The sequence below is a fragment of the Hydrogenophaga sp. genome, from assembly GCF_022844385.1.
Taxonomy (GTDB): Bacteria; Pseudomonadota; Gammaproteobacteria; order Burkholderiales; family Burkholderiaceae_C; genus Hydrogenophaga.
Map to the genome: position 1 here is coordinate 1 of NZ_JALHLX010000010.1, position 19,423 is coordinate 19,423.

Here is a 19,423-nt window from a genome sequence, read left to right on the forward strand (position 1 = left end):
CCTCCCGCACCTCGGGCTTGATGCGGTGCTCGGCTTCGAGCTGCGCGATGAATTCCTCGGGCTGCAGCACTTCGGCAAGGATCTCCACCTGCCGTTTCACCGCCGCAAAGTCACCCGGACAGAGCTGGTCAAGCTTGGCCAGGCGCACCGCGTGCGCCGGCTCCAGCCGCAACGCATCACCCTCCAGCGCCTCCACCACGAACATGGTTTGGCGCTGCTCGGCTGAGAGCGGCTTGAAGCGGATCTTGAAGGTGAAACGCCGCAGCGCCGCCTGGTCGATGCTGTCCATCAGGTTGGTGGTGCAGATGAAAATGCCGGCGAAGCGCTCCATGCCCTGCAGCATCTCGTTGACCTCGGTCACCTCGTAGGTGCGCTGCGCGCCACGGCGGTCCTGCAGGAAGCTGTCGGCCTCATCCAGCAGCAGCACGGCCTTCTCGGCCTCGGCTTCGCGGAACATGGCCGCCATCTGCTGCTCGGTCTCACCCACGAACTTGCTCACCAGGTCGCTGGCGCGGCGGATCATCAGCGGGCGTTCCAGCTGCTGCGCCAGGTGCTCTGCCAGCGCAGTCTTGCCGGTGCCGGGGGCACCGTGAAAACACAGGCAGCCATGACCGCGCGCCTTGAGTGCGGCGATCACCCGTGGCAGTTCGTAGCGCGACTCGACGTTGAGCATGTCCAGGCTGTACTGGGTGACACCGGGACGTTGCACCAGGTCGGGCTTGCGGCCCAGGGCCAGATCGGCGTTCTTCAGCTGCCGCTCGATCAGATCGTCGAGCATTGGCGGCTGCGTGGCGCGGGCCTTGGCGCTGCGGCGCGCGGCGGGCTTGACAGGGCTGGCAGCGAGTTCGGCAAACCGCACCGCGGTGCGGATCTGAGCCGGCGTGAGGCCCTTGCGCTCGGTCAGGCGTGCCACCAGCGCGTCGGACACCGGCGCGCCTTCGAGCGTCTTGCGCACCAGCTGCTCGCGGGCACCGGGCGGCGGGCTCTTGAGTTCGAGGTGGTAAGCGAAGCGGCGGCGAAACGCGGGATCGATCTGCTCGATGCGGTTGGTCACCCAGATCGTGGGCACGGCATTGGTTTCCAGGATCTGGTTGACCCAGGCCTTGCCGCTGACGCTGCCGGTGTGCGAGGGCGCCACGTGTTCGGCACGCGCCATGATCTGCGCCGCCTCGCTGGAGATGGGCGGGAACACGTCTTCCACCTCGTCGAACAGCAGCGCCGAATGCGCCGTTCCTTTGAGGAACACCTGCGCGATCTGCAGCGAGCGGTAGCGGTCGCGGCCCGACAGCGCATTGCCGTCGCGGTCGGCGTATTCCACTTCAAACAACTCCAGCCCGGCGGCCTGCGCGACCACCCGCGCCAGCTCGGTCTTGCCGGTGCCGGGCGGGCCGTACATCAGCACGTTCACCCCGGGCTCCTTGCGCGCGACGGCTTCGCGCAGCAGGCCGCAGAGCAGGCGCACGTCTTCGCCCACATAGTCGAAGTCTTTGGGCGTGAGCGCCGAGCGCGCGGCGGGGCGGGTGAACACCGCCATGAGCTCGCTCTGCGTGCGGTACTGGCGCATCAGCACCGGCGGCAGCTTCTCGCTCACCTTCATGAGGTCGGCCAGGTCGGTGATGTTGTGCTCGGAGATCAGGTTCTCCACCATGCCGATGCGCTCCAGCCGCGAGCCGGCGCGCAGCGCCTCACCCACTTCGCTGGCCTTCACGCCGGCCACGTCGGCGATCGCCGCATAGGCCTCGGGGGCGTTGTTCACCTTGAACTCCACCAGGATGGAGCGCAGGTCGCGCTGGTAGCGCGCGAGCGTGCCGTAGAGCAGGAGCGCGCGCTCGGCGCGGTTGAGCTGCAGCAGGCCGGCCAGCGCGTCGATGTTTTTCTCCACCAGGGTGGACTGCTTTTTGAGCGAGTGGCTGAGCCACTCACCGGTGACCGCCAGCACCGAGAGCAGGTCTTTGGGCGACTCCTTGGCGTACTCGTCCAGGTAGAAGAACAAGGTGCCTTCTTCGTACGGGCCGCGCCAGACGCCGTAGCGCTCCATGAAGGCGTTGGTCGCGAGCCGGTCGTGGCCGCTCCAGAGTTCGTTGTCCTTGCAGCGACGCTGCAGGAACTCGCGCAGGCGCAACAGCACGGTGTGCGGCCACACGAGGTGTCGGCCAGCGAGCGAGAGCAGGGTGTTGAGGTCGCGCCGCACATTGAAGCGCGGGCCCTGACGCGCGGCCAGGGTGAGCACGAAGTGCGAGCACATGAGGTCGAGCACCGGCGCCTGGCGCAAGCCGTGCGGCACGAACACGCGCCCTTCGCCCAAAAGGGGCATTCGGCCCTCTCTCGGGTCGGTCGGGGTGCGGCCTGCGGTGGCTGCAGGCTGCACGGAACGCTTGCTCATCCAGACACCTCCAGAACGTGCTTCCAGTGACGCCGTACCGGGACATCCGGCATTCAAATGGACCATAACCCAGCTTGATGATTCATGGAAGTGAGTGATGGACGGTGTTTGTGGGATTTGTCCGGCTTTATGCCGACGCGGTCCGCCGCCGCCGGTTCACAATCGCGCGATGCTGGAACTCAAAGACATTCAAGCAGCCGCCGCCCGCCTGGTCGGTCAGGTGCTGGACACGCCCTTCGTGGAATCGCGCACCATCTCGCAGCTCACCGGCTGCCAGGTGTTTCTCAAGTTCGAGAACCTGCAGTACACCGCCTCGTTCAAGGAGCGCGGTGCCTGCAACAAGCTTGCGCAGCTCGGCGCCAATGAGCGGGCGCGTGGCGTCATCGCCATGAGTGCGGGCAACCACGCGCAGGGTGTGGCGTACCACGCGCAACGGCTCGGCATTCGGGCGGTGATCGTCATGCCGCGCTTCACGCCCGGCGTGAAGGTGGAGCGCACGCGCGGCTTTGGTGCCGAGGTGGTGCTGCACGGCGACACGCTGGACGAGTCGCGCACCCACGCGCGCGAACTCGCGGCCCGGGAAGGTCTGGTGTTCGTGCATCCCTACGACGACGAAGACATCGTGGCTGGCCAGGGCACGGTGGCGCTCGAAATGTTGCGTGAACAACCGGACCTGGACACGCTGGTGGTGGCCATTGGTGGCGGCGGTCTGATCGCCGGCATGGCCACGGCGGCCAAAGCCATCCGCCCCGGCATCGAAATCATCGGCGTGCAGACCGAGCGTTTCCCGGCCATGGTCAACGCCATCAAGGGCACGCACCTGCCGCAGGGCACGAGCACCATCGCCGAAGGCATCGCCGTGGGCACGCCGGGCGTGATCACCGAGGCCATCGTGCGCCAGAAGGTGGACGACCTGCTGCTGGTCGACGAAGGCGACATCGAACAAGCCATCGTGATGCTGCTGGAAATTGAAAAGACGCTGGTGGAGGGGGCAGGCGCCGCCGGCCTGGCCGCGCTCATCAAGCACCCGCAACGCTTTGCCGGCAAACGCGTGGGCCTGGTGCTGTGCGGTGGCAACATCGATCCGATGTTGCTGGCCTCCATCATCGAACGGGGCATGGTGCGCGCCGGGCGGCTGGCACGCATCCAGGTGAACGCGCGCGACGTGCCGGGCAATCTCGCGCGCATCACCGCCACCGTGGCCGACGCCGGCGCCAACATCGACGAGGTGCACCACCAGCGCGCCTTCACCTTGCTGGCGGCGCAGAACGTCGCCATCGAACTGGTGCTGCAGACGCGTGGGCGCGAGCACATCGCGCAGGTGATCGAGCGCCTGCAGCAGGCGGGGTTCGAGACTGCGTTGCTCTGACATCGGGCGCCAGCATGGTTGACGCTGGCCAAGCCGCTCTGCATCATGGCCCGGGCCTGACACACGAACCGGAGGAACGCCATGAACACCAACGCCTTGTGGGACTCGTTGCAAAGCAACCTGGGCACGCACATTCCGCAGTTGCTCGGTGCACTCGCCATCTTCATCCTGGGCTGGCTGATCGCGGTTCTGGTGCGGGCGGCCACGCGCAAGACGCTGGGCTTCAGCGGCGTGAACCACCGTTTCGGCAAGCTCACCGGCACCGGGGTCGACATTGAAGGTGCGGTGGCGCTCGGCCTGTTCTGGGTGGTGATCCTGCTCACGCTGGTGGCGGTGTTCAACTCGCTGAACCTGGCCATCGTCTCCGGCCCGTTCTCGGCCTTCACCACGCAGCTCTTTGAATACGCGCCGCGCCTGGTGGGTGGCCTGGTGCTGGCGCTGGTGGGCTGGCTGGTGGCCAGCGTGGTGCGGGCGCTGGCGCAGAAACTGCTCGACAAAACCACGCTCGACGACAAGCTGTCGGAGCACGCCGACATGGCGCCTATCAGCGAAGGGCTTGCCGGGGCCCTGTTCTGGCTGGTGATCCTGCTGTTTGTGCCAGCCATCCTCGGCGCCCTGCAGCTCGAAGGTCTGCTCGACCCGCTGCGCAGCATGGTGACCAAAACCCTGGACATGCTGCCCAATGCGGTGGCCGCCATCGTGATCGGCGGTGTGGGCTGGATCGTGGCGACCGTGTTGCGCAAGCTCACCACGCACCTCAGCCGCACAGCGGGCATCGACCGCCTGGGGAGTCGCGCAGGCCTGGCAGAAACGGTGCAGCTCTCCAGCGTGATCGGCATGCTGGTCTTCATCGCCGTGTTCCTGCCCTCGCTCATCGCCGCACTCGACGCCTTGAAGATCGAGGCCATCTCCCGACCGGCCACCGACATGCTTTCCAGTCTGATGCAGGCCGTGCCCAACATCGTGGCGGCCGGCCTGATCCTGGTCGTCACCTGGCTGGTGGCCAGTTTTGCGAGCCAGTTGCTGGCCAGTCTGCTGGCCGCACTGGGCTTTGACACCCTGCCCGCACGTGTGCAGATGGCCCATGCTTTCGAGAAAACCAGCGCGTCCCGCACGGTGGGTCGGGTGGTGCTGTTCTTCGCCATGCTGTTCGCCACCGTGGAAGCGGCTGCCCAACTGGGTTTCCACCAGGTCAGCGACATCGTGGCCAGCTTCATCCGTTTTGGCGGCGACATCCTGCTGGGCTCGGCCATCCTGGTGATCGGCTTCTGGCTGGCCAACGTGGCCCACGACGCCATCGACCGCGCCAGCGGCGCACGGACGCAGGGACTGGCGCGCATCGGCCGCTACGCCATCCTCGCACTGGTCATCGCCATGGGCCTGCGCGCCATGGGCATTGCCGACGACATCGTCAACCTCGCCTTCGGGCTCACGCTGGGCGCCGTGGCGGTGGCGTTTGCGCTGTCGTTCGGCCTGGGTGGGCGCGAGGCCGCCGGCAAACTCATGGACCATTGGCTTACCCGTTTGCGCAAAGAGGACTGAATGACCCACGCCCCCCCCGCCACCGTGTCCGTTGATTCGCTGCAAGGCCTGCTGTCCGCGTGGTTCGCGCCCTGGGTCCAGGCCCTGGGGTTGCAGGTCGAGTCGTTCGCTGACGGCGAGGTCACACTGCGCCTGCCGCAGAGCGACCAGCTCTCGCGCGTGGGCGGCATGCTGTGCGGCCAGGCCATGATGTCGGCCGCCGACACCGCCATGGTGCTGGCCATCGTCACGCAACTCGGCGATCAGCGCCCCATGACCACGGTGCAGCTGAACACCAGCTTTCTCAAACCACTCTCTGGTCAGGACGCCCGGGTCACCGCACGCGTGATCCGCGCCGGCAAGAGCCTGGTGTTCGGCGAAATCGACATCGCGGGCGCCACCGACGGCCGCAGCGTGTGCCGCGCCAGCACCACCTACGCCTTGCTGTGAAGCGCCTGCCGTAAAATCTCTGCAGTTTTTGAACCATCCAGCGGAAATCAACATGTCCCAGCACGACCACCACACCCCCTCCGACCAGCCCGAAGACGTGGTCGAGTCCATCGTTCCCATGATGCCCATCGTGCTGCCCGTCGCCGGTGCCGTGCTCATGTTCCTGCTGGCCTTCATCGCTGTGTTCATGGCCTGACGCACCTGCCGTCGGCGCAACGGCCGGACGCTCCCTCGGGGCGTCCGGCCGTTTTGCTTGGTGAAACGGTCGAACGTTCAGACTGTCCAATGCATCACGTTATGCGGGTTTTGCATGTAACCAGTTCGTAACCCGGCGCCCGGTTTCATAAAATCGGCATCAAGGACGACACACGGACCGAGCCGCGGGCACACCAACCCGCCCCTTGTCCCTCTCGCTGCCGGGCGCCAACCGCCCACAGCCACCAGCGCCGACCGCCCCTTTCAAGCACAAGGGACCCCTGACAGCCGCCCAGCTGCATTTGTGTGCAGCCCGCGGCTGTCGGCGTCTCTGGTGCACACCGGTTATCAACCTCTGGAGTCTTTCAATGAACTCACCCGTGATGCAGGGCCTGACCCTCAACACCCCGTCCTATGTGAAGAACGCCCGGCTGATCGCCTGGGTGGCCGACATGGCCGCCCTGTGCAAGCCCGACACCGTGGTCTGGTGTGATGGCAGCGACGAGGAGTACGCGCGGCTGTGCAACCAGCTGGTGGACGCCGGCACGATGAAGCGGCTCGACCCGGTCAAGCGCCCGAACAGCTTCCTGGCCTGCTCTGACCCGTCGGACGTGGCCCGCGTGGAAGACCGCACCTTCATCTGCTGCGAGAAGCAGGAAGACGCCGGCCCGACCAACAACTGGAAAGCTCCGGCCGAGATGCGCGCCACCCTGCAACCGCTGTTTGACGGCTGCATGCGCGGTCGCACCATGTACGTGGTGCCGTTCAGCATGGGACCGCTGGGCAGCCCGATTGCACACATCGGCATCGAGCTCTCCGACAGCGCTTACGTGGCGGTCAACATGAAGCTCATGACACGCATGGGCAAGGCCGTGTACGACGTGCTCGGCACCGACGGTGAGTTCGTGCCTTGCGTGCACACCGTGGGCGCGCCGCTCGCCGCAGGCGTTACCGACCAGACCGGCTGGCCTTGCAACCCCACCACCAAATACATCGTCCACTACCCCGAAACCCGCGAAATCTGGAGCTACGGCTCGGGCTACGGCGGCAACGCGCTGTTGGGCAAGAAGTGTTTTGCGCTGCGCATCGCCTCCACCATGGGCAAGCGCCAGGGCTGGCTGGCCGAGCACATGCTCATCCTGGGTGTGACCAACCCCGAGGGCAAGAAGTACCACGTGGCCGCGGCCTTCCCCAGCGCCTGTGGCAAAACCAACTTCGCCATGCTGATCCCGCCCAAGGGTTTCGAGGGCTGGAGTGTCACCACCATCGGTGATGACATCGCCTGGATCAAGCCGCACGACGATGGCCGCCTTTACGCGATCAACCCGGAAGCGGGCTACTTCGGCGTGGCACCGGGCACCAACACCCTGACCAACCCGAACTGCATGGCCAGCCTGGACCGCGACGTGATCTTCACCAACGTGGCCCTGACCGACGACGGCGACATCTGGTGGGAAGGCATGGGCGCGGCTCCAGCGCACGCCATCGACTGGCAGGGCAAGGACTGGACGCCACAGATCGCCAAGGAGACCGGCGCCAAGGCCGCTCACCCCAACGCGCGCTTCACCGTGGCCGCCACCAACAACCCCGCACTCGACCCGGCCTGGGACGATCCGGCGGGCGTGCCGATCGACGCCTTCATCTTCGGCGGCCGCCGCTCCACCACCGTGCCACTGGTGACCGAAGCCCGCAACTGGACCGAAGGCGTGTACATGGCCGCCACCATGGGTTCGGAGACCACCGCCGCCGCCTTTGGCGCGCAAGGCGTGGTACGCCGCGACCCGTTCGCCATGCTGCCGTTTGCCGGCTACAACATGAGCGACTACTTCCAGCACTGGCTCGACCTGGGCGCGAAACTGCAAGGCCAGGGCGCGACATTGCCGGGCATCTTCTGTGTGAACTGGTTCCGCAAGGACGAGGCCGGCAAGTTCGTCTGGCCCGGCTTCGGTGAAAACATGCGCGTGCTCAAATGGATGATCGACCGCCTGGAGGGTCGTGGCCAGGGCTCCGAGCACGCGTTCGGCGTGAGCCCGCGCTATGAAGACATCCACTGGGACGGCCTGAACTTCTCCACCGAGCAGTACCAGACCGTCACCCACATCGACAACGCCGCCTGGACACAGGAACTCGCCCTGCACAGCGAGCTGTTCACGCAGCTGGCCCATCACTTGCCACGGGAACTCGAGGAGACAAAAGCGAAGATCGAGAAGCGCCTGGCTGCCTGAAGCCGGCAGTCCCGACGGCCCGCGGCACGATCTGCCGCGGGCCGGAACACCCCCCGGTACCAAGACGCCCGGGCAAAAAAAAGCCACCAGACCCGGTGGCTTTTTTGTGGGCGACCCTGGAGGGTCGGCGCGGGACAGATCAGAGGTAGCGGTTTTGCAGGTGGCGTGCAGCACGGGCCTGTCCCAGCCGTTCCCAGTACGACGCCTGCGGCACGGTGGCCTCGGCTGCGACCGGCAGACCCAGTGGCGCCAAGGCTGAATCGAAGCTGGTGGCGGGTTCTTCCTGCTCGGCGCGCGTGCGGGCCAGGGTGAGTTCGCTCATCAGACGTGGGTCCTGGCGGGCCATTTCCCACAGGCGCGTTTCAGCGCGGGCTTCGGCCATCGACTCCGACCAGCTGTCCAGCACCACGATGCCGCGGCGGGCCAGGCGGCGGGCCGAATCGGCAAACAAGGCCAGACCCGCAAACACCACGACCCAAAGAAACACCCAGGCCAGCAAGAGGTGGCCGTCGGCCCAGGTGCTGATCAAACGGTCGGCGAGGACAACCATGGCAGCCACAACAGCGGCCAGCAACATGGCGGCGAGGCCACGGGAGCCGTCAACGCGGTTGGGCTGGCGGTGGCTGGAGGGGGCGCGGCGCTGGCCGATCGATACGGAAGAAGGTGAGGATGCAAGGGTGCTCATGGCAGGCTCCTGAGAAGGAAAGAATGTCTTTTGGACAGCGCAATACTAGGGTTAACCCGCATTATTCGCTAATTTATCTTTGTGATGTCTTACATTCACAAGGGTGATAAATAGCCTCAATTTTCGCAACCTCGACCTGAACCTGCTGCGGGTCTTTGACGAGGTCATGTCCGAGCGCAACCTGACCCGCGCCGCCCACAACCTCGCCATGACCCAGCCTGCGGTGAGCAACGCCTTGCGCCGGCTGCGCGAGGTGGTGGGCGACGACCTGGTGCGTCGCTCAGGCTACGGGGTGGAGCCCACGCCGCTGGCGCTGAGCCTGTGGCCCTCCATTCGGGACGCGCTACACCTGCTGCGCGAATCGCTGGCCCCGGGCACCTTCGACCCGCTGAGTGCCCACAATGCTTTTGTGCTGGCCATGGCGGACGCCACCGCCGCCAAGCTGGTGCCCGGCCTGATCGACATCTTCGAAGCCGAAGCGCCCGGGGTGAACCTGCGCGTGTTGCCGTTGACCACGCGCGATCCGCGCGAGCTGCTGGAGAACGGCACAGCCGATCTGGCCATCGGGCATTTTCCGGGCGTGCTGGCCGAACTCGGCGCCCGGCACCTGCAGGAAAACAACCCGCAGTTCCTGCACCAGCGCCTGTACGACGGCGAGTACGTGGTGGTGATGCGCAAAGGCCACCCGCTGGCCGGGCAGCCGTTGAGCCTGGACGCCTATTGCAACGCGCGCCATCTGTTGGTGAGTTTTTCGGGAAGGCCTTTCGGTTTTGTGGACGAGTCGCTGGCGGCCCTTTCCCGCCAGCGCCGTGTGGTGCTCACCGTGAACCAGTTCTTCACGGCCGGGCGCGTGGTGGCCACCACCGATTTGCTCACAGTGCTGCCGCGCCACTTTGTAGGTGCCACCGGTATGGAACACGAACTCGCTCTGCTGGAACTGCCGCTGCAGGTGCCGCCCGTGCACGTGGATGCGCTGTGGCATCGCCAGGCCACCCACAACAGCGGCCACCGCTGGCTGCGCCAGTCGGTCGAGCGGGCGTCGGCGGTCGGGTTTCGTGCGGCCGCTGCGGCCGCACCCGCCGCGTCACGGCGCAAGTCCGTCAAACCTGCGTGACGGCCCTGTCCGACAATGGCCGCATGAAGATCCAACTGCTCAGCGACCTGCACCTCGAAGCCAACCCCGACTTTGTGCCGGTGCCGGCGCCCGAAGCCGACCTGCTGGTGCTGGCCGGGGATATCGGCTCTTACCAGACGCGGCGCGACGGGAGCGTGATGAACGAGCCCGACTGGGGTCTTCAGCGCTTCTCGCCCCTGCCGCAATACGCGGGCTGGCCCGCGCCGGTGGTGTTTGTGCCGGGCAACCACGAATACGACGCGCTCGATGTGGACGAGGCCCACGCCGAATTGCGAAAGGCCTGCGATCGACTGGGCATCCAGTGGCTGGAGCGCGAGCGCCTGCAGATGCAGGGTGTGCGGCTGATCGGCACCACGCTCTGGAGCGACTACGACGCCTTGGGCGAGCACGCACCGGAACCCACGCCCGCACGCCACAGCCGTGCCGGAGCCGTTCAAAGACCGCGCGTGCCCGATCCGCTCACGCACCGTCTGCGCCAGCGCGAGAAGGCATTTCGCGCGGCCAACCACTACCTGCAGAAAATGGGCGGCCGCCGGCACAGCCGCCTGTTTGATGCCGAAGCCATGCGCTCGCTCGCGCTGGACTGCCAGACCTGGCTGCGCGAGGCGCTGGCCCAGCCCTTCGACGGTCCCACGGTGGTCATCACCCATTTCGCGCCCACGCTGCACAGCATGGACCCACGCTACGGCATGAGCCCTGGCACGGCGGGCTTCTGCAATGGGCTGGACGAGCTGCTGCCGCTGGCCGACTTCTGGCTGCACGGTCACCTGCATTGCCCGACCGATGTGCAGGTGGGGCGCTGCCGCATCGTGGCCAACCCGCTGGGTTATCACGACAAGAACGAACAGACATCCTTTGTGCCCATGCGCTGCATCGAGGTGAGTGTGCCGGCACGGGCACACGAGCGGACACATCAGGTTTGAGCCAGCGCAAAGAAAACGCCCGGGTTGCCTCTAAACTCGCACGCATTCCATTGAAACCCAAGGAGACCCTCATGAAGATCCTGCTCGCCGTTGATGGCAGCGCGTACACCAAGAAGATGCTGGCCTATCTCGCCACACACGACGAGATGTTCGGCACCAAGAACACCATCACGTTGGTCACGGTGCAGTTGCCGCTGCCACCCCGCGCCCGCGCGGCCGTGGGTGCCGAGATCGCCAACGGCTACTACGCCGACGAAGCGGCCAAGATCACGGCCCCGGTGGTCAAGTTCCTCAAGCGCCACGGCATGGAACCGACGGTGGTGTCCAAGGTCGGTACGCCGGGCGAGGTGATTGCCAAGGTCGCCAATGAAGGCAAGTTCGACCTGTTGATGATGGGATCGCACGGCCACAGCGCGCTGGGCAACCTCGTCATGGGCTCGGTGGCCACCAAGGTACTCGCCCACTGCAGCGTGCCCGTGTTGCTGGTTCGCTGAAACCCGTCTGCGCAGACAACAAAGGCCGCGACTGCGGCCTTTTTCTCGTGTGCTGAACCCTGCCCGTCAGCGCGACTTCAAACCGTCAAAACAGGTGCTGAGCACCATCTCGATGATCTCGTCGTTGCTGTGCTGGCCCGAACCCTTGAGGAAGCCCAGCACCGGATCGCAGGCCCGCGCGAACAAGGTGTAAAGCACGGCAATGGGGGGCAGCTGGGTGTTGAGGCTGCCGTCGGCCTGGGCCTGCGTGATCCATTGGCCCAGTCGCTCGCTCACGTCCATGAGGCCGTCCACATACGCCTTGTTGGTGGTGAGCGACGCACGCAGGCTGGAGTTTTCGCTGGGGAGTGACGGCATTTCGCCCGCGAGCTGAACCTCCATGGTCCAGCGTGCGACCGCCCGCAGCTGCTCGATCGGCGCGCGCCCGGGTTGGCTTTCCAGACTGTCCAGAAAGGCACGCGCCCGATCCATCACACGCACCATGGCCGCAGCGGCCAGATCTTCCTTGCTGGAGAAGTGCTTGTACAAGCTGGCCTTGGCGATGCCCACCTCGGCGGCGACCTCGTCCACGGTCATCGCATCGAAGCCTTTTTCGGCCAGCAAGCGGTTCACCGCCGACACGATGGCGTCTTCGCGGGCGAGGTGCATTTGCTGGCGGAAGCTGCGTTTCTGGGGAGATTCGGCGGGATCTTTGTGGACTGCGCTGGTCATGGACAACCTTTTGGTAGGGCTGCAATTTTGCCCGATATCGACGGAGCCGTCGATATCCCTACTGCAAAGTCTTGTTACATACCAAGCGGTCTCTTTGGAAACTTCTGCGGCCAGAATGCGCTCGTAACAGGGCACGGCGCTTCTGCCCATGCAGTCATGTGCTTCCACCATCCCGCTCCCTCAACCTTTCCCAAGGACATCACCATGAAGAAGACACTCATCGCATCCCTGCTGGCACTCGGCGCACTCGGCTCGGCCCAGGCCGCCGACATCGTCGACACGGCTGTGGCCGCCGGCTCGTTCAAGACCCTGGTCGCAGCTGTCCAGGCCGCCGGCCTGGTCGACACGCTCAAGGGCCCGGGTCCGTTCACCGTGTTCGCCCCCACCGATGAAGCCTTCGCCAAGATCCCCAAGGCCACGCTGGACGCCCTGTTGAAAGACAAGGCCGCCCTGACCAAGGTGCTGACCTACCACGTGGTGCCCGGCAAGGTGATGGCCGCGGACGTGAAAGCCGGCATGGTCAAAACCGTGCAAGGCAGCTCGATCACCGTGGCCACCATGGGCGGCGTGAAGGTGGACGCAGCCAACGTGGTCAAGACCGACATCGCGGCCGACAACGGCGTGATCCACGTCATCGACACCGTGATCATGCCCAAGTAAGCAGGCACTTGCTCACACAAAGCCCCGCACTCGCGGGGCTTTTTTTGTTTCAGCTGGCCGGTCGCAGGTTGTCGGCGGCTGCAGTCCGCAAGGCCTTGCTCAAGGCGTCCAGCACGTCCGAGCTCAGGTTCCAGCAATGCCAGTAGAGCGCCACACCGAGCCGGTGGCGCGGAGCCAGATTGACCAGTTCGCCCGATTCAATGAGCTCACGCACCCGCAGCTCGGGCAGCACACTCACCCCCCAGCCGGACTGCACGGCGCGCACCTGGCCTTCGCTGGAGGGCACGAACAGTTGCTTGAGCATGACGCGCGGCAGACCAAAGGCCTTCATCACGAAACCGTGCTGCAGGTTGTCCTTGCGGTTGAAGGCCACGAACGGGACCTTGTGAAAGTTGTGTGCGCTCAAGCCCTTGGGGCAATGCTGCGCGGCGTAGTCGGCCCGTGCCACGGCCACGTAGTCCATGCAGCCCAACGCTTCCATCTTGCAGCCGCGCAAGGCCTGGCCAAGCGAGGTGACGCAGCCCAGTACCTGGCCTTCGCGCAGCCACTCGTGGGTGAACTCCTGGTCGTCGGTGATGATTTCAATCGGCAGGCCGTTTTGTGCCAGTTCGTCGAGCGCGGGCAGCGCCCAGGTGGCAATGCTGTCGGCGTTGATGGCCACCGAGATGCGCTCTTCCTCGCGGCCGCTGCCGGTGGAGCTGGGCGCGAGCTCCTTGAGGTCTTTTTCAAGGTCGGCGCGCAGCAGCCGCATCATCTTGGCGTGCTTGAGCATGAGCTGGCCGGCTTGCGTGGGCTTGAGCGGGCGGCTGCGCACAATGAGCACCGTACCGACCTGCGCCTCCAAAGCCCTCAGCCGCTGCGACACCGCAGACTGCGTGATCGACAGGCGCTGTGCCGCACGCTCGAATCCGCCCTCTTCAATGATGGCGGCCAGGCATTCGAGGGCGTCGGGATCGAAGGTGCTCATGGGTGCTCGCTGGTCATATAAGCAGATCTGATGCCCAAAATTTTAGTTTAATTCCGCTTCACTTCGAAGCCGCTTCTTTCGATACTGCGATCAGTTTCAATCCTTTGAGGAGCAGGTCATGCAGGTCACCATTCTCGGCGCGGGCATCATCGGCGTCAGCACGGCGTGGCACTTGCTGGAGCGTGGTCACGAGGTCACACTGGTCGACCGCCAGAGCGACGCGGCGCTGGAGACCAGCTTCGCCAACGCGGCACAGATTTCGGTCAGCTACTGCGAGCCCTGGGCCAACAAGGACGCGCCGCTCAAAACCCTGAAGTGGATGTTCTCCGACGAATCGCCACTGCTGTTCCGCCCGCAGCTCGACTGGGCACAGTGGCGCTGGGGTCTCCAGTTCCTTGCGCAGTGCAACGACGCCGCCTTCGAGCGCAACGTGGCACAGCTGGTGGCCTTGGGCTCCTACAGCCACAACGCGCTCAAGGCCGTGGTGGCCGCCACCGGCATCGACTACCACCGGCTGGAGCGGGGCATCGCCCATTACTACACCGACCAGAAATCCTTCGACGGCGCCGCCGAAGCCGCCGCCGTGATGCAGCGTTTCGGCGTCAAGCGCCGCGTGGTTTCACGCAATGAGTTGCTGGCCATCGAGCCTGCGCTCAGCGCCTTTGCCGACCGCATCGTGGGCGGCACCTACACGCAGAGCGACGAGTCGGGCGATGCCCGCAGCTTCACGCAGCAGCTTGCTGCGCTGTGCGGCCAGCGCGGCGCGCGGCTGATGTTCGGCCACGACATCGAGCGCCTGGACAGCGACGGCCACGAGATCCGCGAGGTGCGGGTGCGCGACCGCCAGAGCGGGATTGCACGCGTGCTGAAGGCCGACGCTTTCGTGGTCGCCTGCGGTTCGTACACCACGCCGCTGCTCAAGACGGTTGGCCTGAGCGTGCCGATCTATCCGGGCAAGGGCTACAGCGCCACGCTGCCGCTGCTCAAGCCCGCGCAGGCGCCCAGCGTGAGCATGATCGACGACCAGCTCAAGATCGCCGTCTCGCGCCTGGGCAACCAGCTGCGCGTCGCCGGCACCATCGAGCTCGGCGGTTTTGATCTGACGCTGGACACGCCGCTGGCGAAGAAGCGCTGCGAGATGCTGGTGCGCCGCATCGAGCAGGTGTTTCCCGGTGTGGCCGACACGCGCACGCCCGAACAGGGCGGTGATCCGCAGTTCTGGTGCGGCCTGCGCCCGGCCACGCCGACCAACATCCCGCTCATTGGCCGCCTGCCGCTGAAAAACCTCTGGATCAACGCAGGCCACGGCACGCTGGGATGGACGCACGGTGCCGGCTCGGGCCTGGCACTGGCTGAACTCATCAGCGGTGAGCGACCTGCCATGGCATTCGGGTTTCACGGGATCGACGCTCCGGTACGCAGCAGCAGGAAGGGCCAGACGCCGCACCTGCAAGCCACGCCGCCGAGCCAGCGCGCCTGATCCTGCCGCCAGGGCCGGGGACCGCCAGGCGGCCACGGCCTTTTCTGGGTCCGCGCCAGCGTGGCGGGCCGGGTACGGGACGCTCGACGTCCCGACCATTCCACGACAAGGAGACAAACCATGAACCCCACCGGAGCTCTGGCCACCGCCAGCCTGGACGAGCGCATCAGCGCGGCCATTCAACCGTTCTCCGACGCCATCGCCGGCTTCATCTTCTTTTCAGTGCCGGTGGCCGGCACCACGTTTCCGCTCATCGTGGGCTGGTTGATCCTGGCTGCCACGGTCTTCACCTTTTACTTTCGCTTCATCCAGATCCGCGGCTTCCGGCACGCCATTGACGTCGTGCGCGGACGCTACTCCGACAAGACCAAGCCCGGCGAGGTGTCGCCCTTCCAGGCACTCACAGCAGCGGTCTCGGGAACCGTGGGCCTGGGCAACATTGCCGGTGTGGCCGTGGCGGTAGCCATCGGCGGCGCGGGCGCCACTTTCTGGATGATCCTGGCCGGGCTGCTGGGCATGGCGTCGAAGTTCACCGAGGTCACGCTGGGTGTGAAGTACCGCGACATCAAGCAGCCCGCCGGCACAGTGGCGGGCGGTCCCATGCGGTACCTCTCCAAGGGTCTGGCCGAACAGGGCCGGCCCCGCCTGGGCAAGTTTCTGGCGGTGTTCTTCGCCATCTGCTGCATTGGCGGCTCCATCGGGGGCGGCAACATGTTCCAGGCCAACCAGAGCTTCCAGCAGGTGCTGGGTGTCACCGGCGGCGTCGACAGCCCACTGGCCGGCAACGCCTGGGTGTTCGGTCTGGTCATGGCGGTGCTGGTGGGCCTGGTGATCATTGGTGGCATCCGGTCGATTGCCACAGTCACCTCCAAGCTGGTGCCCACCATGGCGCTCATCTACGTGGGCGCGGGCCTGATCGTGCTGGCGGTGCACGCAGACCAGATCCTGTGGGCGTTCGGGCAGATTTTTGCCGGGGCGTTTTCGGCCGAGGGCGTGACCGGTGGCGTGGTGGGTGCGCTGATCCAGGGCTTCCGCCGTGCGACTTTTTCCAACGAGGCCGGCATCGGCTCGGCCGCGATCGCCCATTCGGCGGTGCGCACAGACCAACCGGTATCACAAGGCTTTGCCGCCTTGCTGGAGCCCTTCATCGACACCGTGGTGATCTGCACCATGACCGCACTGGTGATCATCATCACCGGCCACGTGAACATGGGCGGCGTCACCGAGCTGGCCGGTGAGGCCCGGGGCGTGGCCCTGACTTCCGTGGCCTTCGGCAGTGCAATCGCGTGGTTTCCCTACGTGCTCGCCCTGTGCGTGGTGCTGTTCGCCTTCTCCACCATGATCACCTGGAGCTACTACGGATTGCAGGCCTGGATCTACCTGCTGGGCGACAGCATGGTTTCGACAATGGCCTACAAGTTCATGTTCCTGACCTTCGTGGTCATCGGCACCACCATGGGCCTGGGTCCGGTGATCGACTTTTCCGACTCGATGATCTTCGCCATGTCGCTGGCCAACATCGTGGGGCTGTACATGCTCATGCCGGTGGTGCGCACCGAGTTGCTGCGCTACGAACACGGCTTGCGCAGCGGCGAGATCCGCATGGTCGCTGCCTGACAACGTGGCGCGCCGACCTCAGGGACGCAGGCGCTCCACCATCCAGCCCTGCAAGTCCAGCCACATCTGCCGCATCTCGCTGTCCAGCGGCGTGCGAAAGGCGTTGGGCAGTTCGATGGTCACCACCGGCATGCCACGGTGCACACCCCCGTAGTTGCCCAGGCTGCCGGGAAAGATGCCCACCTGGTCCAGGTAAAGCCGCCCGAGCTTGGGCGGCGGTGCGCCCGGACCGTCGAAGTCGAGCACGCCGTAGGGGGCGTGGATGCTCACGATCAGGTGGGGCTGGAAGCGTGCCATTTCCTCGTGCAGAAAACGCGACTCCGGCTCCGACAACGGGCTTGGGCCCGGCCAGCGGCGTGGGTCCTTGCGGGTGCGCTGCTCCCAGTACACCTTGGCATCGCTGGCCCAGTTGGGCGTCGGGAAGTTGCGGTTGAGGTCCACGCCGCGCGCGTTCACGCGTTTGGCCGGCCGCGCCAGCAGGCCGTCGGGGTTGAGCACGGGGATGAAGCGCCAGTGGGCGTCGGCAGGCTCCTTCAGCGCGTGCTGGATCCAGTGCAGCGCCACCGAGGCCGAGGACATCTCGTCGCCGTGCATGGCGCCCACCACCAGCACCCGCAGGCGCGCCTGGGGCGCCACCACGTCGCGCGCGTACAGCGTGCGACCCTGCGACGAACGGCCCTCGGTGGCGACCAGTTCGGCCGCATCGCACAGCGCGCGGCCCATGTGCGGCAGGCGGGCCGAGAGGTGCATGCAGGGCGGCGCACTGGCGGGCACGGTGGTGCGGTGGTGCGGTGGTCCGCGCAGGGGCGAGGCGGCCTGCGCATCGCTGGTACAAAGCCACCCCACGGCCAGCAAGGCGAACACGGCCCACGCAGACAGGCGGTTCGCGGGGAACAAAGGGGGGCAAAGCATCACGGCATTCTAGGGACGGTACCGAACAAAGCCACCGATCACCGAGAATCCATCCACCACCGCTCCACGCACCTGCCCTTGATGCCTTCTGACCGCCCCCCCACCCTCCAGGCCCGCGCTCCCGATTTTTCGGCGCGCGAGTTCCGCGCCTCGCTGGGCATGTTCGCCACCGGCGTGACCATCGTCACCGCGCGCACCGACAGCGGTGAACTGGTGGGACTCACCGCCAACTCGTTCAACTCGGTCTCGCTCAACCCACCACTGGTGCTCTGGAGCCTGGGCAAGTCAGCGGGCTCGATGGCGGCGTTTTCCAACGGCCGCCACTACGCGATCAACGTGCTCGCTGCCGACCAGCAGGCGCTGGCCGAGCAGTTCGCCGCCAAGGACACCGACCGCTGGGCTGGCGTGGCGTTTCGCGAAGGCGGCAACGGCGCACCCTTGCTCGAAGGCGCGGCCGCCAGTTTCGAATGTTTCAACCGCAGCCAGTACGCCGAAGGTGACCATGTGATCTTCGTGGGCGAAGTGGAGCGCTGCAGCCACCGCGCCGAGGCCTCACCGCTGCTGTTCCACGGCGGGCGCTTCTACACCGAACACCCGCTCTGAGCACGCCGCGCCCGGGTGACAGGACGCCGCGTGCGACCTCGCGACAATCGAGGGCATGAGTCCCACCACCGTTCGCAAGACCCACCTTGACGCTCTCGCCATCACCCTGCTGGTGGTGTGTTGTGCTTTCTGGGGTTTCCAGCAGATCCTGATCAAGGCCACGGTGGCCGAAGTGCCGCCGCTGTGGCAGGCCTCGCTGCGTTTCTGGGGCGCAGCCGTGTTGATCTGGCTGTGGTGTGCAGTGCGCGGTGTGCCGCTGTTTGAACGCGACGGCACGCTCAAGGCGGGCCTGCTCGCGGGCTCGCTGTTCGCCGGGGAGTTCGCCTTTATTTACCTTGGGCTGATGCACACCACCGCTTCGCGCCTCACGGTGTTCCTCTACACCAGCCCCTTTGTGGTGGCGTTGTTGCTGCCGCGCGTGGTGCCCGGAGAGAAGCTGCGGCGCATCCAGTGGGTGGGCCTGGTGATCGCGTTCGCGGCGGTGGCCATCGCCTTCGGCGAAGGCTTCATGCACGGCTCCCCGGTGGCGGGCGCATGGCTCGGCGACGCGATGGCGTTGGCGGCGGGTGTGCTCTGGGGCCTGACCACGCTCACCATCCGCGCCACCAAACTCGCGACCGCCAGCCCTGAGAAAACCCTGTTCTACCAGGTGGCCGTCACAGCGGCGGTGGCGCCCTTCATCTCGCTCGCGCTGGGTGAGGTGTGGTCGCTTGACTACTCGGCGCGCGCCTGGGGATCGCTGGCCATCCAGACCGTGGTGGGCGCATTTGCGAGCTACCTCACCTGGATGTGGATGCTGCGCCACTACCCGGCCACGCAGATGTCGACCTTCACCTTCCTCACACCGGTGTTCGCGCTGGTGTTCGGCGTGGTGCTGCTGAGCGAGCCGCTCACGCTGCAGCTGGTGTTGGCGTTGGTGGGTGTGGCTGTTGGCATCGTCCTCGTGAGCAAACGGTAGCCCCCACGCTCCGCCGCTTCGCGGGTCGCTGCCCCCCCAAGGGGGCTGATTCGCCTTGGGGCGGCCCGGCGGCGAATCGCGCTGACGCGATCAGTTCTTTTTTCGACAACCCCAGCCGCTCGATCGTGTTCTTCT

General features: G+C 66.0%; 18 protein-coding genes. 13 read left to right on the top strand and 5 right to left on the bottom strand.

Annotation, left to right across the window (positions count from 1 at the left end; genetic code table 11):
* A partial coding sequence (locus Q0C59_RS03595) for an ATP-binding protein (RefSeq protein WP_291211821.1) occupies positions 1-2,314 on the bottom strand: 2,314 nt, incomplete at its 3' end.
* A gap of 238 nt (positions 2,315-2,552) precedes the next feature.
* Between Q0C59_RS03595 and Q0C59_RS03600 the strand changes: the two genes are divergently transcribed.
* From Q0C59_RS03600 to Q0C59_RS03620, 5 genes are all read left to right on the top strand, one after another.
* Positions 2,553-3,752 carry a threonine ammonia-lyase gene (locus tag Q0C59_RS03600; RefSeq protein WP_291211823.1) on the top strand — a complete coding sequence of 400 codons (1,200 nt, stop codon included), beginning with the start codon at positions 2,553-2,555 and terminating at the stop codon, positions 3,750-3,752.
* 81 nt (positions 3,753-3,833) lie between these two features.
* Positions 3,834-5,294, top strand: coding sequence for a mechanosensitive ion channel (locus Q0C59_RS03605; RefSeq protein ID WP_291211825.1), 1,461 nt, complete (start codon positions 3,834-3,836; stop codon positions 5,292-5,294).
* Positions 5,295-5,723: a PaaI family thioesterase gene (locus tag Q0C59_RS03610; protein ID WP_370654308.1), complete on the top strand. Its 429-nt coding sequence runs from the start codon at positions 5,295-5,297 to the stop codon at positions 5,721-5,723.
* Between the two features lie 52 nt (positions 5,724-5,775).
* Positions 5,776-5,919 carry a hypothetical protein gene (locus Q0C59_RS03615; RefSeq protein WP_291211828.1) on the top strand — a complete coding sequence of 48 codons (144 nt, stop codon included), beginning with the start codon at positions 5,776-5,778 and terminating at the stop codon, positions 5,917-5,919.
* Positions 5,920-6,286: 367 nt separating this feature from the next.
* Complete coding sequence (locus Q0C59_RS03620) at positions 6,287-8,143, top strand: phosphoenolpyruvate carboxykinase (GTP) (RefSeq protein ID WP_291211830.1); 1,857 nt, start codon at positions 6,287-6,289, stop codon at positions 8,141-8,143.
* A gap of 139 nt (positions 8,144-8,282) precedes the next feature.
* On the opposite strand, the gene Q0C59_RS03625 is transcribed toward Q0C59_RS03620, so the two are convergent.
* Positions 8,283-8,828, bottom strand: a complete 546-nt coding sequence (locus Q0C59_RS03625) for a hypothetical protein (protein WP_291211832.1) — start codon at positions 8,826-8,828, stop codon at positions 8,283-8,285.
* A gap of 106 nt (positions 8,829-8,934) precedes the next feature.
* Here Q0C59_RS03625 and Q0C59_RS03630 point away from each other — a divergent pair, with 106 nt between their 5' ends.
* From Q0C59_RS03630 to Q0C59_RS03640, 3 genes are all read left to right on the top strand, one after another.
* Positions 8,935-9,942, top strand: a complete 1,008-nt coding sequence (locus Q0C59_RS03630) for a LysR family transcriptional regulator (RefSeq protein ID WP_291211943.1) — start codon at positions 8,935-8,937, stop codon at positions 9,940-9,942.
* A 23-nt stretch (positions 9,943-9,965) separates the two neighbouring features.
* The gene (locus Q0C59_RS03635; protein ID WP_291211835.1) at positions 9,966-10,886 is read left to right on the top strand and encodes a metallophosphoesterase; all 921 of its coding nucleotides are present in this window, start codon (positions 9,966-9,968) and stop codon (positions 10,884-10,886) included.
* A 71-nt stretch (positions 10,887-10,957) separates the two neighbouring features.
* Positions 10,958-11,380 carry a universal stress protein gene (locus Q0C59_RS03640; RefSeq protein ID WP_291211837.1) on the top strand — a complete coding sequence of 141 codons (423 nt, stop codon included), beginning with the start codon at positions 10,958-10,960 and terminating at the stop codon, positions 11,378-11,380.
* 66 nt (positions 11,381-11,446) lie between these two features.
* Here the strand turns inward: Q0C59_RS03640 and Q0C59_RS03645 are convergent, their stop codons facing one another.
* Positions 11,447-12,091: a TetR/AcrR family transcriptional regulator gene (locus Q0C59_RS03645; protein ID WP_291211839.1), complete on the bottom strand. Its 645-nt coding sequence runs from the start codon at positions 12,089-12,091 to the stop codon at positions 11,447-11,449.
* Between the two features lie 204 nt (positions 12,092-12,295).
* Between Q0C59_RS03645 and Q0C59_RS03650 the strand changes: the two genes are divergently transcribed.
* The gene (locus Q0C59_RS03650; RefSeq protein ID WP_291211842.1) at positions 12,296-12,751 is read left to right on the top strand and encodes a fasciclin domain-containing protein; all 456 of its coding nucleotides are present in this window, start codon (positions 12,296-12,298) and stop codon (positions 12,749-12,751) included.
* A 49-nt stretch (positions 12,752-12,800) separates the two neighbouring features.
* Here the strand turns inward: Q0C59_RS03650 and Q0C59_RS03655 are convergent, their stop codons facing one another.
* Positions 12,801-13,718 carry a LysR family transcriptional regulator ArgP gene (locus Q0C59_RS03655; protein WP_291211844.1) on the bottom strand — a complete coding sequence of 306 codons (918 nt, stop codon included), beginning with the start codon at positions 13,716-13,718 and terminating at the stop codon, positions 12,801-12,803.
* Between the two features lie 118 nt (positions 13,719-13,836).
* On the opposite strand from Q0C59_RS03655, the gene Q0C59_RS03660 reads away from it, so the two are divergent.
* Together Q0C59_RS03660 and Q0C59_RS03665 are read left to right on the top strand one after the other, a co-directional pair.
* Positions 13,837-15,198 carry a D-amino acid dehydrogenase gene (locus Q0C59_RS03660; protein ID WP_370654307.1) on the top strand — a complete coding sequence of 454 codons (1,362 nt, stop codon included), beginning with the start codon at positions 13,837-13,839 and terminating at the stop codon, positions 15,196-15,198.
* 120 nt (positions 15,199-15,318) lie between these two features.
* Positions 15,319-16,815, top strand: a complete 1,497-nt coding sequence (locus Q0C59_RS03665) for a sodium:alanine symporter family protein (RefSeq protein WP_291211846.1) — start codon at positions 15,319-15,321, stop codon at positions 16,813-16,815.
* Between the two features lie 18 nt (positions 16,816-16,833).
* Here Q0C59_RS03665 and Q0C59_RS03670 read toward each other — a convergent pair whose 3' ends face one another.
* Positions 16,834-17,727, bottom strand: a complete 894-nt coding sequence (locus Q0C59_RS03670; protein WP_291211848.1) for a M14 family murein peptide amidase A — start codon at positions 17,725-17,727, stop codon at positions 16,834-16,836.
* A gap of 81 nt (positions 17,728-17,808) precedes the next feature.
* Here Q0C59_RS03670 and Q0C59_RS03675 point away from each other — a divergent pair, with 81 nt between their 5' ends.
* Together Q0C59_RS03675 and Q0C59_RS03680 are read left to right on the top strand one after the other, a co-directional pair.
* Positions 17,809-18,330 (top strand): flavin reductase family protein, encoded by a 522-nt coding sequence (locus Q0C59_RS03675; protein WP_291211851.1) that lies wholly within the window; start codon positions 17,809-17,811, stop codon positions 18,328-18,330.
* Between the two features lie 55 nt (positions 18,331-18,385).
* The gene (locus Q0C59_RS03680; RefSeq protein WP_291211854.1) at positions 18,386-19,288 is read left to right on the top strand and encodes a DMT family transporter; all 903 of its coding nucleotides are present in this window, start codon (positions 18,386-18,388) and stop codon (positions 19,286-19,288) included.
* Positions 19,289-19,423 lie beyond the last annotated feature (135 nt).

What these genes read in the sequence shown, in the direction of transcription:
- Q0C59_RS03605 (WP_291211825.1), top strand. Translation starts at nt 3,834, where the DNA reads ATGAACACCAACGCCTTGTGGGACTCGTTGCAAAGCAACCTGGGCACG.
- Q0C59_RS03640 (WP_291211837.1), top strand. Translation starts at nt 10,958, where the DNA reads ATGAAGATCCTGCTCGCCGTTGATGGCAGCGCGTACACCAAGAAGATG.
- Q0C59_RS03665 (WP_291211846.1), top strand. Translation starts at nt 15,319, where the DNA reads ATGAACCCCACCGGAGCTCTGGCCACCGCCAGCCTGGACGAGCGCATC.
- Q0C59_RS03660 (WP_370654307.1), top strand. Translation starts at nt 13,837, where the DNA reads ATGCAGGTCACCATTCTCGGCGCGGGCATCATCGGCGTCAGCACGGCG.
- Q0C59_RS03620 (WP_291211830.1), top strand. Translation starts at nt 6,287, where the DNA reads ATGAACTCACCCGTGATGCAGGGCCTGACCCTCAACACCCCGTCCTAT.
- Q0C59_RS03650 (WP_291211842.1), top strand. Translation starts at nt 12,296, where the DNA reads ATGAAGAAGACACTCATCGCATCCCTGCTGGCACTCGGCGCACTCGGC.
- Q0C59_RS03670 (WP_291211848.1), bottom strand. Translation starts at nt 17,727, where the DNA reads ATGCTTTGCCCCCCTTTGTTCCCCGCGAACCGCCTGTCTGCGTGGGCC.
- Q0C59_RS03635 (WP_291211835.1), top strand. Translation starts at nt 9,966, where the DNA reads ATGAAGATCCAACTGCTCAGCGACCTGCACCTCGAAGCCAACCCCGAC.
- Q0C59_RS03680 (WP_291211854.1), top strand. Translation starts at nt 18,386, where the DNA reads ATGAGTCCCACCACCGTTCGCAAGACCCACCTTGACGCTCTCGCCATC.
- Q0C59_RS03645 (WP_291211839.1), bottom strand. Translation starts at nt 12,091, where the DNA reads ATGACCAGCGCAGTCCACAAAGATCCCGCCGAATCTCCCCAGAAACGC.
- Q0C59_RS03675 (WP_291211851.1), top strand. Translation starts at nt 17,809, where the DNA reads ATGCCTTCTGACCGCCCCCCCACCCTCCAGGCCCGCGCTCCCGATTTT.
- Q0C59_RS03600 (WP_291211823.1), top strand. Translation starts at nt 2,553, where the DNA reads ATGCTGGAACTCAAAGACATTCAAGCAGCCGCCGCCCGCCTGGTCGGT.
- Q0C59_RS03625 (WP_291211832.1), bottom strand. Translation starts at nt 8,828, where the DNA reads ATGAGCACCCTTGCATCCTCACCTTCTTCCGTATCGATCGGCCAGCGC.
- Q0C59_RS03610 (WP_370654308.1), top strand. Translation starts at nt 5,295, where the DNA reads ATGACCCACGCCCCCCCCGCCACCGTGTCCGTTGATTCGCTGCAAGGC.
- Q0C59_RS03655 (WP_291211844.1), bottom strand. Translation starts at nt 13,718, where the DNA reads ATGAGCACCTTCGATCCCGACGCCCTCGAATGCCTGGCCGCCATCATT.
- Q0C59_RS03615 (WP_291211828.1), top strand. Translation starts at nt 5,776, where the DNA reads ATGTCCCAGCACGACCACCACACCCCCTCCGACCAGCCCGAAGACGTG.